10 protein-coding genes are annotated in these 15011 nt (G+C 36.6%); 5 read left to right on the plus strand and 5 right to left on the minus strand.

The window, feature by feature from the left end; all coding sequences use genetic code 11:
* Positions 1-227 precede the first annotated feature (227 nt).
* The 5 genes from secA to Q0983_RS05485 all read right to left on the minus strand — a co-directional run bounded on the left by secA (position 228) and on the right by Q0983_RS05485 (position 7863).
* Positions 228-3581, minus strand: a complete 3354-nt coding sequence (gene secA / locus Q0983_RS05465; protein WP_299549968.1) for a preprotein translocase subunit SecA — start codon at positions 3579-3581, stop codon at positions 228-230.
* A gap of 168 nt (positions 3582-3749) precedes the next feature.
* Entirely contained in the window at positions 3750-3971 is a 222-nt protein-coding gene (locus Q0983_RS05470) for a DUF2795 domain-containing protein (RefSeq protein ID WP_019387375.1), read from the minus strand.
* A 399-nt stretch (positions 3972-4370) separates the two neighbouring features.
* Positions 4371-4943, minus strand: coding sequence for a cob(I)yrinic acid a,c-diamide adenosyltransferase (locus tag Q0983_RS05475; RefSeq protein ID WP_299549971.1), 573 nt, complete (start codon positions 4941-4943; stop codon positions 4371-4373).
* 90 nt (positions 4944-5033) lie between these two features.
* Entirely contained in the window at positions 5034-5798 is a 765-nt protein-coding gene (locus Q0983_RS05480) for a class I SAM-dependent methyltransferase (RefSeq protein ID WP_299549974.1), read from the minus strand.
* Between the two features lie 202 nt (positions 5799-6000).
* Positions 6001-7863, minus strand: coding sequence for an ABC-F family ATP-binding cassette domain-containing protein (locus Q0983_RS05485; protein ID WP_299549977.1), 1863 nt, complete (start codon positions 7861-7863; stop codon positions 6001-6003).
* Between the two features lie 103 nt (positions 7864-7966).
* Here Q0983_RS05485 and Q0983_RS05490 point away from each other — a divergent pair, with 103 nt between their 5' ends.
* The 5 genes from Q0983_RS05490 to Q0983_RS05510 are packed head-to-tail and all read left to right on the plus strand — an operon-like array spanning position 7967 to position 14897.
* The gene (locus Q0983_RS05490; protein ID WP_299549980.1) at positions 7967-8767 is read left to right on the plus strand and encodes a polysaccharide biosynthesis/export family protein; all 801 of its coding nucleotides are present in this window, start codon (positions 7967-7969) and stop codon (positions 8765-8767) included.
* A gap of 10 nt (positions 8768-8777) precedes the next feature.
* Positions 8778-11234, plus strand: a complete 2457-nt coding sequence (locus Q0983_RS05495) for a tyrosine-protein kinase (protein ID WP_299549983.1) — start codon at positions 8778-8780, stop codon at positions 11232-11234.
* Positions 11235-11267: 33 nt separating this feature from the next.
* Entirely contained in the window at positions 11268-12131 is an 864-nt protein-coding gene (locus Q0983_RS05500; protein WP_299549986.1) for an ABC transporter permease, read from the plus strand.
* A gap of 16 nt (positions 12132-12147) precedes the next feature.
* Entirely contained in the window at positions 12148-13419 is a 1272-nt protein-coding gene (locus Q0983_RS05505; protein WP_299549989.1) for an ABC transporter ATP-binding protein, read from the plus strand.
* Between the two features lie 8 nt (positions 13420-13427).
* Positions 13428-14897 carry an HTTM domain-containing protein gene (locus Q0983_RS05510; RefSeq protein ID WP_299550007.1) on the plus strand — a complete coding sequence of 490 codons (1470 nt, stop codon included), beginning with the start codon at positions 13428-13430 and terminating at the stop codon, positions 14895-14897.
* Positions 14898-15011: the final 114 nt, after the last annotated feature.

Here is a 15011-nt window from a genome sequence, read left to right on the forward strand (position 1 = left end):
ATAACTGTACATATATCACGTTTATCCCCCAACTAATCCGGGATAAATAAAGATTTACATTTGTTTTATACATGTGCTGAAATTAGCTAAATTTTCGTACAAAGTCAAGTTTATCCAAATGTATATACAAAAAACTCCCGATAATTCATTATCGGGAGTTTTTTGTCATTCTGAGCGCAGCGAAGAATCTCAATTATATAAAATGCTTCACTATGTTCAGCATGACATTATTCATCAACCAGAACCCAATCACCTTTGGCAATTAAGGGTTCGGCCTGTTTGTACTTTAAGGTTTTGTTTTCACCGTTAATGACGTGTTTGATAGTCACACGGTCATTACGTCCAATTTTTGGCTTGTCGCGTACAATGGTTTCTACTACCTGTTGCTGGCGTTGTGTGTTGCCGGCAGCCCTGTTTTGAGCCGTACGCTCATCCAGGTTAGGAATTTCCTCTTTGGTAGTCTGAACCTTTTCCTGTTTTCTGGCCCGGGCCTCCTGGATATTATTTTGCGTTTCCTGAGGTAGTTCCCCTTTAAATAAGAACGAGATCACATCTTTATTCACCTGGTCTATCATGGCTTTGAACAACTCAAAAGCCTCGAACTTATAGATCAATAACGGATCTTTTTGCTCATGAACCGCCAATTGCACCGATTGCTTTAACTCATCCATTTTACGCAAATGCGTTTTCCAGGCATCATCAATAATGGCTAAGGTGATGTTCTTTTCAAAATCGGTTATTAATTGTTTACCATTGGTTTCATAAGCTTTTTCAAGGTCGGTAACCACATTTAAGCTTTTTACACCATCGGTAAATGGTACCACGATGCGTTTGTATTTATCACGTTGGGTTTCATACACATTTTTGATCACCGGGAAAGCAATGTCTGCATTGCGCTCCATTTTTTCACGATAATGCTCAAAGGCTGCTTTGTAAATGATCGAGGTTATTTCCTGCTCTGATAAACTACCAAATTCTGCCTCGGTAATAGGGGAGCTCATGGAGAAATAACGGATCAATTCAAATTCAAAATTCTTATAATCATTAGCGCCTTTATTGGTTTGAGCAATACCTTCCGAAGTATCGAAGATCATATTCGCTAAATCCACACGAAGGCGTTCGCCATGCAATGCGTGACGGCGACGCTTGTAAACTACCTCACGCTGGGCATTCATCACATCATCATATTCCAATAAACGCTTACGAACCCCAAAGTTGTTTTCTTCTACTTTTTTCTGGGCACGCTCAATAGATTTGGAGATCATGGAATGCTGGATCACTTCACCTTCTTTTAGGCCCATTCTATCCATCATTTTGGCAATACGTTCACTACCAAAGAGTCGCATTAAGTTATCTTCCAACGACACATAGAATTGCGAACTACCCACATCTCCCTGACGACCGGCACGACCACGCAACTGGCGGTCTACACGGCGTGAATCATGACGCTCGGTACCCACAATGGCTAAACCTCCGGCTTCTTTAACTTCATCGGTTAATTTAATATCCGTACCACGGCCTGCCATATTGGTGGCAATGGTTACCTGTCCGCTTCTACCGGCCTGGTCCACAATTTCGGCCTCTTTTTTATGTTGTTTTGCATTCAGTACGTTATGAGGAATTTTTCTAATGCTTAACATTTTTCCTAATAACTCTGAGATCTCAACCGACGTTGTACCGATCAATACCGGGCGACCTGCCTTAGATAATTGGGTCACTTCATCAATGACGGCGTTATATTTTTCACGTTTGGTTTTGTAAACTAAATCCTCACGGTCATCTCTTGCAATAGGTTTGTTTGTTGGAATTTCAACCACATCCAGTTTGTAGATCTCCCAGAACTCACCGGCTTCCGTAACCGCCGTACCCGTCATACCCGATAATTTGCGGTACATTCTAAAGTAATTCTGCAGGGTTACTGTAGCAAAGGTCTGGGTAGCATCTTCAATCTTTACATTCTCCTTAGCCTCAATAGCCTGGTGTAAACCATCACTATAACGACGTCCGTCCATAATACGGCCCGTTTGCTCATCCACGATCATCACCTTATTGTCAATAACAACATACTGCGTGTCCTTTTCAAACAGCGCGTAAGCCTTAAGCAATTGGTTTAAGGTATGAATACGCTCGGATTTCACGCCAAATTCTTTGAAAAGCTCTTCTTTAAGGTCGGCTTCCTCTTCAGGGGATAACCCCTGGCTTTCAATTTTTGCAATTTCCATCCCGATTTCAGGCATTACAAAAAAGTTAGGATCGTCTTTACCTGATAAGTACTCAACTCCTTTATCGGATAGTTCTACCTGGTTATTTTTTTCATCGATCACATAGTATAATTCGGCATCAACCTTAGGCATTTCACGGTTGTTATCTTGCATGTAGAAGTTTTCGGTTTTCTGCAAGAGCATTTTAACACCTTCTTCTGATAAGAACTTGATAAGGGCTTTATTCTTTGGCATACCACGATAAACACGCAACAACTGGAAACCACCTTCTTTACTGTCGCCTTCCTTGATCAATCTTTTTGCTTCGGCTAAAACACCGGTTAAATATTTACGCTGAACACCTACAATACTATCAACCTTTGGTTTTAGTTCGTTGAATTCATGGTGGTCCCCTTTTGGAATAGGGCCGGAAATAATTAACGGTGTACGGGCATCATCAACCAATACGGAATCCACCTCATCTACAATAGCGTAGTGGTGTGGGCGTTGTACTAAATCATCCGGCGAATGCGCCATATTATCACGCAGGTAATCGAAACCAAATTCGTTATTGGTTCCATAGGTAATATCCGCGTTATAGGCTTTTTTACGCGCTTCAGAGTTAGGTTGGTGGTAATCTATACAATCCACACTCAATCCGTGAAACTCAAAAATAGGGGCCATCCACGCGCTATCACGTTTTGCCAGGTAGTCATTCACGGTTACCAGGTGCACCCCTTTACCGGAAAGGGCATTTAAGTATACAGGCAAGGTGGCCACCAGGGTTTTACCTTCACCCGTTTGCATTTCGGCAATTTTACCCTGATGCAAGGCAATACCTCCAATTAACTGCACATCATAGTGGATCATGTCCCAGGTAATAGGCTTCCCGGCTGCATCCCAGGAATTGGCCCAGGTGGCATCATCACCTTCCAGGGTAATATAATCCTTGGTTCCTGAAAGTTCCCTGTCAAAAGTGGTAGCCTTTACGGTAATGGATGTATTGTTTACAAAGCGTTTAGCCGTTTCTTTCACCACGGCAAACGCTTCTGGTAATATATCGTTTAAAACGTCTTCAGTAGTGGTGTATACATCATCGTGTAATTTGTCAATATCCTGGTAGATATCTTCACGTCTGTCAATGTCTTCGGTATTTTCAGCTTCTTCCGTAAGCTTTGTTATCTGGTCGTTCAGATCTTTAGTAGCTTGTGCTATTTTATCTTTAAACTCGGCTGTTTTATGTCTTAGTTCGTCATGCGATAACTCTTCTAAAGCAGACTCAAAGGTTTTTACTTTTTCAACAAGTGGCATTAAAGCCTTAACGTCCTGTTTAGATTTGTCTCCTACAAATACTTTTAAGACAGAATTTAAAAAACTCATGGTTTTATGTTTTATATATTTTAACCGGGTTTCCCCGGGATGTTTTTGTTTACTTTTTGGTGTATCCTGAAACGTATTCAAAGATACATTTTGTTTGGTGTTTTGGAGCGTTCAGAATAAAAAAAAAGCCTCGAACAGAGACTTTTTAACTATGCTTTATGCTTTTATTTAATATTCATCTTCATTCCAGAGATAATCTTCATCTGTTGGATAATCAGACCAGATCTCTTCAATAGAATCATACGAATCTCCTTCATCCTCTATAGACTGTAAATTTTCAACAACTTCCAAAGGAGCACCGGTTCTAATGGCGTAATCAATTAATTCGTCTTTGGTAGCCGGCCAGGGGGCATCACTTAAATAAGATGCTAGTTCTAAAGTCCAATACATTTCTTATAGGTTTAATTTTTTTGCAAAAATAATTTTTTAGTTTAAACGTGCAAGAAAAAATTGAATTATTTCATTTTCCTTTTATCATTAATTAAAAGAGCGTATTCTGAGGCCTTCTAAACGTTTGCTATTTTACTTTTACAAGGTTCATACTTTTGCAAATAAATTTTTGGGCGTTCCCTTTCAGGTCGGGCTTTCCACTATATCTTTCTGCGAAGCAGTCCCGAACTTGTTTCGGGATCTCACTGCAGGTTAGTTTCCTCCCGGAACAAGAAGTTTCTCATTTGTAAGGTTTCGCACAAAGGATGCCGTTACAATCCCTAACGCGAACCTGTCTGCGATATTCAGTTTCAGAACTTCACGTTTCAAACTTCGGTCTTCAAGCTTCAAGCTTCAAACTTACCGTTTCTCAGGAATCCATTTAACTTCATTTGCTTGTAAGTCCTGTGTCAACTTTCGTGCCAATACAAAAAGGTAGTCAGAAAGGCGGTTTAAGTATATTAAAGCGTTAGATTCTATAGGGTCTGTTTCGTTAAGGGCAGTCGCTAAACGTTCGGCTCTGCGGCAAACACAGCGTGCTACGTGACAGAATGACACCGTTTGATGTCCGCCGGGTAATACAAAATGGGTCATTACGGGTAACACTTCGTTCATGGCATCCATTTCATGCTCTAACTGCTGGATATCGTCATTAGAGATCTTATCGATGTTTAAGCGTTCCTTGCCGCTTTTTAAAATGGCCTTTTCCGGATCGGTAGCCAGAATAGCCCCTATAGTAAAGAGTTTGTGCTGAACGTCAATAAGCACCTCTTTATAATGTTGGTCAATATCCTGATCTCTGATTAAGCCTATATGAGAATTTAGTTCATCAACCGTTCCATAACTCTCAATACGAATATGATATTTTGGTACACGTGTGCCGCCGAATAGTGCTGTGGTGCCTTTATCGCCTGTTTTAGTATATATTTTCATGCTACGCAAGTTAAAAGTTAAAAGTTAAAAGTTAAAAGTTTTTTGAGCCTAATCTCTTAATAATAGCTAAAGGACTTAACAACTAAACGATCATACTCTTATCGTAAAGTGTTCTTTAGCCTGTTCTTTTCTAAAAAACACAAACCCCCAATAGAAGGTATCGATGGTAACCGTTACTTTAGGGTGTTGTTTGATGGTTTCCCAGGCTTCGGTCATGCCTTTGGACCAATAAATATCGTCAAAGATAAATACGGTATGGTTGTTAGCAGCAGGTAAAAGCGTTTCAAAATAATTTAGGGTAGCCTCTTTTTGATGGTTGCCGTCAAAGAAAACAAGGTCGTAGCGGTTCTTTGTTAAATTGGGTAAAACAGTATTAAAGTTCCCCGTTTTAATTTCAATATTCGATAATTCGCTTAACCTGTTTTTTGAAAACTCTGAAATATTTGAGCAGCCTTCTATGCTTATAATGTTTGCGTCCGAATGTCCCAAACTTAAAGCTTGTGTTGCAATGCCTAGCGAGGTGCCAAGTTCTAAAATGTTATTCGGTTTAAAATAGTTCGATAATCTAAATAAAAGTTTAGCCCTTTTTAGAGTAGTCCCGGATGTTTTGGCTATATCACAAACGCGTCGTTCATTGTCTTTAGTTTTTTTTGAGCCCGGGCCTAAATCGTTGACATTTATAAGGTTTTTGTTTTTTAGAAGTTGCGTGCGGTATTCTTTGAGGTTATCATATTCCGAATACTTCTGCCTGTCATAAAAGCACTTTGTGACTAAATCATAAACAAAAGGGGAGTGCACGCCATGTTGGTTGGTGGATTTGAATAAGAATTTTATGTATTGAACGACTTGATACATATCTTAAGTTCCGAGTTCCGAGTTCCGAGTTCCGAGTTTAGGGTTTAAAGTTTCAATGTCCTAATATTTTAAATCAAATCTCATGCTTCGATCTTCCGTCTTCCGTTTTCCGTCCTCGGTCTTTGGTCTTCTGTCCTCGGTCTTCTGTCTTCCGTCCTCTGTCTTCTGTCCTCGGTCTTTATTTTGCACCTTAGTGAGCACATCACCCTTCCAGTTTTTCAGATAACTCAAACCAACGCTCTTCTTTAGCTTCAATAGTCTCAATAATACCCTGAAGTTCTTCAGACAGTTTATTGATATCGTCTTGTGATAAATCGGGATTGAGAAACTTATCTTCCAGCTGCTTTTTATCATAAGCCAAAGACTTTAGTTTACTTTCAATATTCTTAAGTTCTTTTTCTTCGTTATAGGACAATTTTGAGGCTTCGTTCTGTTTCCAGGACTGTTTTTCCTTTTTGTCTTCGGAAGCTTTCGGAACTACCGGCTGACTATCCTCATAAACGCGATAATCCGTGTAATTTCCAGGAAAGTCTTCAATAATACCATCGCCCTTAAATACAAATAAATGGTCAACAACCTTATCCATAAAATACCGATCGTGCGATACTACAATAATACACCCGGGGAAGTCCAAAAGAAAACTTTCCAATACATTTAGAGTGACAATGTCCAGATCATTGGTAGGCTCATCAAGAATTAAAAAGTTGGGGTTTTGAATTAAAACCGTACATAAATATAAACGTTTGCGTTCACCTCCGCTTAGTTTTTCAACAAAATCATATTGTTTTTTTCTGCTGAATAAAAACCGTTCCAATAATTGTTGTACACTGATTTGCCGTCCTTTTTTTAAAGGAATATAATCGCCAAACTCCCTGATAACGTCAATAACTTTTTGCTCTGGTTTAATAGTAATACCATCCTGCGTGTAATAGCCAAACTTAACAGTATCCCCTTTGACTACTTTTCCGGAATCCGGTTGCGCCGTTTGAGTTAAAATATTTAAGAACGTGGTCTTACCGGTACCGTTTTTACCAATAATACCAATACGTTCGCCCTTTTTGAAGGTGTAGTCAAACCCTTTAAGAATGGTTTTATCTTCAAACGCTTTGGAAACATTATGGAATTCAATGATCTTGCTGCCTAAGCGCTCCATATTAAGTTCTAACTGAACCTGATACTCTTTCCTGCGTTGATGGGCTTTATGTTTTATTTCGAAGAAATCGTCAATTCTGGATTTCGATTTGGTGGTGCGGGCTTTGGGTTGCCTGCGCATCCATTCCAACTCCTTTTTAAAGAGTTGTTTAGTCTTTCCGGCTTCCACAGCTTCACGCTCTTTTCTTTCATCCCGCTTTTCCAGGTAATAAGAGTAGTTCCCTTTATAGCTGTAGAGTTTACCCTCATCCAATTCAATGATCTCATTGCAAACACGCTCTAAAAAATAGCGGTCGTGAGTGACCATGAACAACGTGATATTTTCTTTGGCAAAAAAGGCTTCCAACCATTCGATCATTTCCAGATCCAAATGGTTTGTAGGCTCATCAAGAATAAGTAGATCGGGTTTGTTAATTAAGGCATTAGCCAGCGATAACCGCTTTTTTTGCCCGCCGGATAGCAAACCTACTTTTTGATCCAGTTCTTCAAGTTTTAATTTGAAAAGTATTTGCTTGTATTGCGTTTCAAAATCCCAGGCATGATGTTGCTCCATAGCCTCAAAAGCCTTTTGATACCCTTCGGTGTCTTCAGGATTTAAAAGGGCTTGTTCGTAATTGCCAATTATTTTCAGGATGGGATTGTTTCCTGTGAAAATGGTTTCCTCAATAGTTAGATTATTATCGAATTTAGGATCCTGGGATAAAAAGGAAACCTTAATACCTTTTCTGTAAATAACATTGCCGGAATCAGGTTCGTCATCACCGGACAGTATATTTAAAATAGACGTTTTTCCGGTGCCATTTTTGGCAACAAAGGCTATTTTCTGGTCTTTATGGACACTAAGGGACAGGTCTTCAAAAAGCACCAATTCACCAAATGATTTCGATATGTTTTCTACTGTTAAATAATTCAAAATCCTGCTTTTTGCAAATAAAGAACAAAAAACTATAAAATCCGATTAAAGTTTTATTATTCACGATGAAAAACTATATTTGCGATAACTCAAATTGCTTTGAATGAAACATCAATTTTGGTTTTGTATTGCATTGTTTAGTTTGTTACTCAGTTCCTGTATTACAAATAAAGACATTGTTTACCTCCAGGATAAAGGAACCATTGCCAATGATTCGCTTCAGATTAAAGAACTTTCCAAGCCTTACAGGGTTCAGGTAAATGATATTTTAAGTATTAATGTAAAAGCACTGGACGAGGAACTAGTCAGCATTTTTAATCCTGTTGGAGCCACTGGAGTAAATGCGGCTCAACAAGGTCAGTCTTCACTTTATTTTAACGGGTTTACTGTTGATTTACATGGCAACATAAAGTTCCCTATTTTAGGTGAAATAAATGTTCTTGGTTTTACAATTAAAGAAATTGAAGAGAAGGTTAAAACCGAATTATTGAATCAATATTTTAAGGAAACGGCTGAAATATTTGTGACCGTTAAGTTAGCCGGATTGAGATATACGGTAACCGGAGAGGTTGGGGGAACAGGTGTTTATACCTTATATCAGGACAGGGTCAATATTATTGAAGCCCTTGCTAATGCCGGTGATATTAAAACAACCGGTGATAGAACAGATGTTTTGGTAATCAGGCAATATCCTGATAGTCAGAAGATCCACCATATAGATTTGACCGATGTTGCAGCTATGAAATCGCCTTATTATTTTATTCAACCAAATGATATGATTTTGGTGAAACCTTTAAAACGTAAAGCTATAGGAGCGGGAGAAACAGCCTCTCAAACCATAACCACTGTGGCTTCTATTTTTTCGGTGTTAGTGTCTACTTATTTCTTAACTCGAAATCTTTAATGGTAAAATTATGACAGACGAGTTTGAAATATCCGAATCTGGTTCAAGTTTTGATATCAAAAAGTTTTTATTCAGGGCTTTAAGCTATTGGAAGTTGTTTGTATTACTTCTTGCCGTGGCTATTTTTTATGTGTATCAAAAGAATATTAGAGAGGAGTTTTCCTATCGCCTTGGAACTAAAATATCTGTTGAAGACGATAGTAACCCCCTGTTTACTTCAAATGCCAGTTTAACCTTTAATTGGGGAGGCGTTACGGCCAAGGTTCAAACCATGGTGGTAACCCTTAAATCACGTTCGCATCATGAAAAGGTAGTAGAGCGCTTGGAGTTTTATAAGAGTTATTTAAGACAGGGTAGATTCAGAAAGCAAGACATCTATAAATCAGCACCTTTTAGATTTAACCATGATTATAACTTTGCTCAACTAATAGGGAAACCCATTAAAATAACTTTTTTAAGTGATGATACGTATGAACTGGAAATTGAATTTACAGGTAATACGGCAGCAGCTCAAAATTATGTGACAAAAAAAACAGAAACAGTTGATGTAGCTCCCGGCATTTTTAAAAGGCAATTTAAAATAGGGGAGGCTCTAGAATTACCCTTTTTAAAAGGAACTGTTGTTTTAGCTGAAAACCGTACAGTGACCCCTAACTCAAGCTATTTTGTTCAGTTTAATAATTTTGACGGTGTAGTTGCCAGTTATAAAGGAAGAACATCGGTTTCTAACGCTGCTAATTCCCCTATTCTGGATATTGCTTTAATAGATAAAAACACCGAAAAAATTGTTGATTATTTAAATACGGTAGTAGCTGTTTTAAGAGAAGATCAATTGAATAGAAAGAATCAATACGCTACAAATGCCATTAAATTTATAGATGAGCAAATATCCAGAGTGAAAAATGAATTAAGTAAAAATGCGGAAGACTTAAATGATTACAGAAAAAAGAATAAATTCTATAGTTTGGATGATGAAAGTGTCTTATTGAATCAAAAATTAACAGAGTTGGATTCGGAAAAAGAAGGCATAAACAGACAGTTAAACTATTACTCTAATCTTGAGAATTATTTGGCTGCCAGTAGTTCATTCACGGAAATTCCGGCACCTTCAATTGCAGGCATATCAGATGGCAATATTTTGAATAATGTAGCAAAAATTAATGAACTTTCTGTTCAAAAATCTAAGCTGCAGTATTCAGTGAGAAGCGACGCCACTATTTTTAATGATTTAAACAGACAAATCGAAGGCCTAAAAAATGTGTTGCTTGAAAATATTAAGGCGGCAACTGATGTTTTAAACAGAGAACTTAAATTAGTAAATGGCAGATTGAGCAGGGTTGAATCTCAGTTCAGTAAGTTGCCGGAAGATCAACAACGTTTGATAACTATTGAGCGCCAATACTCTTTGAGTGAGCAAACTTATAATGTGTTTTTGGCTAAGCGTGGTGAGGCAGAAATTATAAAAGCATCAAATGTATCTGATATTTTAATAATAGATTCCGCAAAGAATACCGGAGCTCAGGTTTTAGGAAGGAATTTAAATATCCGTTACATTTTTGCCTTCTTTGCAGCCTTGCTCGTTCCGTTGTTATTGGCATTTATACTTACTTTTTTAGATAATAGTATCCATAGCCCTATGGATATTGAACAATTATCACCTATTCCAATTTTAGGGGTCATAGGTAAAAACCCTTTGAATGATAACTTAATTGTTCATAGAAAGCCAAAGTCGGCAGTGGCGGAAGCCTTTAGATCGATTCGTTCTAACCTTCAATATTTTTATAAATCTAAAAATTTAGAAGGCGCTAAGACACTTTTGGTTACGTCTTCAGTAAGTGGGGAAGGGAAAACATTTTGTTCCATTAATATTGCGACGGTTTTTGCTTTAAGTGGAAAAAAGACGGTATTAGTTGGACTGGATTTGAGAAAGCCTAAGATATTTGGCGACTTTAATATTAAAAATGATATCGGCGTAGTTAATTATTTAATAGGCCAGGAATCTTTGGATACTGTTGTTCAAAAAACCGATGTGGAGTTTTTAGATGTCATTACTTCGGGACCAATTCCTCCCAACCCATCGGAGTTACTAATAAATTCCAGGCTTGGTGAATTAATAGGGATTTTGAAAAAGCAGTATGATTATATTGTTTTAGATACGCCTCCTATGGGTCTTGTAGCTGATGCTATGGAGTTGTTTGATTACGTGGATACCTCTTTATATATGGTAAGGCAAGACTACACTAAAAAGGGGATGCTGAATTTCATTAACGAAAAATATAAAAACAAACAAATACAAAATATAAGTATTGTTTATAACGGCTATGATCAGAAAGCTAAATACGGATACGGTTATGGATACGGTTATGGATACGGCTATGGTTATGGTAATTATGCCAATGGGTATCATGATGACGTAGGTCCAAAAACAAAGGTTTTAGCAAAATTGAGATCTGTTTTCAAAAAGTAAGCCTGCTAATATTTAAATTTAATAGTAAAGTTTTTGAATAAGAATAATACAAACGAGTGGCTGTTTACCATTTCCTCTAAACGAAAACTTATCGATTTCAATTTTAAAGAGGTATGGCGTTACAGGGATTTGTTACTGCTTTTTGTAAAGCGGGATATTGTAACAATATATAAACAAACCGTATTGGGACCTCTTTGGTATCTAATTGAGCCCCTGTTCACATCTTTGATCTTTACTTTAATTTTCAACAACGTAGCGAATATTTCCACAGGAGCTGTACCACCATTTTTATTTAATTTGGCCGGAATTACCATATGGAACTATTTTAAGGTATGCTTTATGTCTACTTCCAATACATTTTCTGCAAATGCGGGAATTTTTGGAAAAGTGTATTTCCCACGTATCATAGTGCCATTATCTGTTGTGATTTCCAATTTACTCAGGTTTGCAATTCAATTGCTTGTTTTTACCTGTTTCTTTGTTTATTACTATAATCAAGGGTATCAAATTTCCTTAAATAACCATACTTTTTTATTTCCTCTTATAATAATTGTCATGGGTATGCTAGGCCTGGGCTTAGGCATGATAATTTCCTCTTTAATAACAAAATACAGGGATTTAAAGATATTGATAGGATTTGGATTGCAATTACTGATGTATCTTTCGGCGGTCATGTATCCTGTTTCTTATTTTAAGGAAAAGTTACCGGATTATGCTTGGATTATAGAATACAATCCATTAACGTTTGTCATAGAAAGTGTTCGGTACATGTTGTTAAACACGGGTAGTTTTAATATAAATATGTTTATCTATACAGTTGTCGTTACCTTAGGCATCTTTTTTATGGGCATAATTATGTTTAATAAAACAGAAAAGAATTTTATAGATACAGTTTAAGTATAGTTGTTTTGTAGTGGATGACGTAATTCTAAAAATAGAGAACTTAAGTAAACAATACCGATTAGGATTGGTTGGTGCTAATACCATTAAAGATGATCTAAAACGTTGGTGGTATGGTATAAGGGGAAAAGAGGATCCTTTTCTTAAAATAGCAGAAGAAAACAATAGAAAGGAAAAAGGAGGTTCTAATTATGTATGGGCACTTCAAGATATAAATTTTGAAGTAAAACAGGGGGAAGTACTTGGAATTATAGGTAAAAACGGAGCCGGTAAATCAACCTTGCTAAAAATATTGTCAAAAATTACCAGTCCCACAACCGGAAGTGTAAAATCTAAAGGAACAGTTGCATCATTGTTAGAAGTAGGAACGGGTTTTCACAGTGAACTTACCGGTAGAGAGAACATATACCTGAATGGGGCTATTTTAGGAATGACTAAGAAGGAGATTGCTTCAAAAATAGATGAAATCATAGAATTTAGCGGATGCCAACGTTATATCGATACCCCGGTAAAGAGGTATTCATCCGGAATGACCGTTAGGCTGGCATTTGCTGTAGCAGCTTTTCTAGAACCTGATATTTTAATAATTGATGAAGTTTTAACCGTAGGGGACGCAGAATTCCAGAAAAAGGCTATTGGTAAAATGCAGGATATAAGTAAAGGTGAAGGAAGAACCGTTTTATTTGTGAGTCACAATATGGCTGCCGTGGAAAGTCTGTGTACCAGAGTTCTTCTTTTAAGGAATGGTAAAATTTTTAGTGAAGGAACTCCAACAGAGGCTATTAATACTTATCTAAGTAGCTATTCATTTTCTAAACGTATTCAGGATTTTGAAGCAGAAAACAATATTCCAACGCAAAATGGTATATCATTGTATTATGCCGCAGTTGAAAATGCCAGTGCCTCAAAAAAAACAGAAATAATAGATATAACATCAGATATTGATATATGCTTTAGAATAAAGAATGATACAAAAGAGTCAACATTGTCAGTGGGCTATGATTTGAAAAATACGCGAGATCAGGTAATATTTGGTTCAGGAAGCAAGTTTGAATGCCCAGTAAATAAGGTCTCTGAGGTGTCCTGTAGGATACCGGCACAATTTTTAAACGATGACGTATACCAGATACATTTATATGTGCATTCTGCCAGTATGATTACTTTATTTTCCGATACAGAAATATTAAGTTTTGAGGTTAAAGATGTAAAAAGAGAATCAGGTTATTTGGGTAAAATAAATGGTCTTATAAGGCCTAATTTTGATTGGAGTTTAAAAACGTATTAACTGTGTTTATGAAATGGTTTAATAAACTATACGAAAAAAAAATATCTGCCACAGGTTTATCAGTTTTCAGAATAACTTTTTTCTTAAATCTGTTTTTTGAAGTACTTCATTTGTTTAAGTACAGACACCTTTATTTTGATTCAATTCCTTATATAGAATTAAGTTCGGCGAATGAGTCTCTTTTTATTTTAATTTGGCTCGTGGTGTTAGTGTGTATTGTATTGGGGCTGTTTACCAGAGTACTAACAATAATCAATTACATATTTTGTGTAACCATACTTTCTTCATTCACAGATTTTGAATATCATATGCATTATGTATATGTTGGAATTAGTTTTATAGCCATTTTGTTGCCTTTGTCCAGGTCGTTCACTATCCAAAATATTTTTTTTAAGGAAGGACAAAGAGAGCAAAAAGTTTCAGTACTATATTATTATCTGCCTGTAGTGGTTGGTATTGCATTTGTTTATTTTGATTCGGTTTTTCATAAAATAACATCTCAAATATGGATAAACGGTTTAGGAGTTTGGTTTCCTGCCTCTTTGCCACAAATAACCATCATTAATGATCAATGGCTGTTAAACCAAAAAGGATTCATGTTGTTTTTAGGATATTTAACCTTTGTTTTTGAAGCCTTGTTTCTTTTCGTATTTTGGATGAAAAAAATGAGAATACCAATGTTTATAATTGGTATGGGGTTACACGTGGGAATTTTGCTAGAGTTTCCAATACCGAATTTTGCCTTTGGGATGATGACATTGTATACACTGATGTTGCCTGTATCCTTTTGGGATAGATTAAAAAGTAAAATAAGTATTTTTAAGCCCAGAGAACATCTTTATTCTATAAAGCAAATATTTAACCTGGATAAAAAGTCAGTGTTGATGACCGTATTTATCATACTGACATTCTTTCAAATCAATGTTACTTTACAGTCTCCTTTCATTAGACCACAGCTTTATAAGTTAATAGGGAAAATTGGAATAGAAGATTATTTTGATCCGGTATCTTACCCATTAATGAACTTTTCAACAAAAGCATTTGGTATTACAAAACATCCTGTATTTATGGATAATCACTTTAAGGGATATAACCATATTTTATCGATATCTTATGTTGACAATTCAAATGGAGAAACGTTATTACCTATTATAAATGAAAAGGGTATGGTTGGTACCTATTTAAGAGGGAGTGTTTGGGTTAACTGGTCCTATAGGGTTAATAGCCCTGAAGTTGATCAAACACAATTAAAAAATGGGCTATTTGCTTATAGCGCATATTGGGCCCATAAAAATAACATTGATTTAACTGATGCGGTTTTTAAAGTTAAAGTCAAGAAAATAGAATTGCCAAACTGGAAGTGGGAGGAGGATTATTTAACAAAACAATTACATAAACCATGGCAAAATGCAGGTTCTGTTTTGTGGAAGGATAAGAAGCCGGAATTAACCTTGATAAAGCCTATTGAGGAATTTTAAATGTTGGTTTAGTAGGGAATAAAGATTATAACAGGTTTAATGGGGTGCAATTTATGCAAGCTTGGGAGTTTTAGTTCATATTATAAACGAATATGATAAAGTATTGATATATAA

This window comes from Seonamhaeicola sp. (genome assembly GCF_028281565.1).
GTDB lineage: Bacteria > Bacteroidota > Bacteroidia > Flavobacteriales > Flavobacteriaceae > Seonamhaeicola.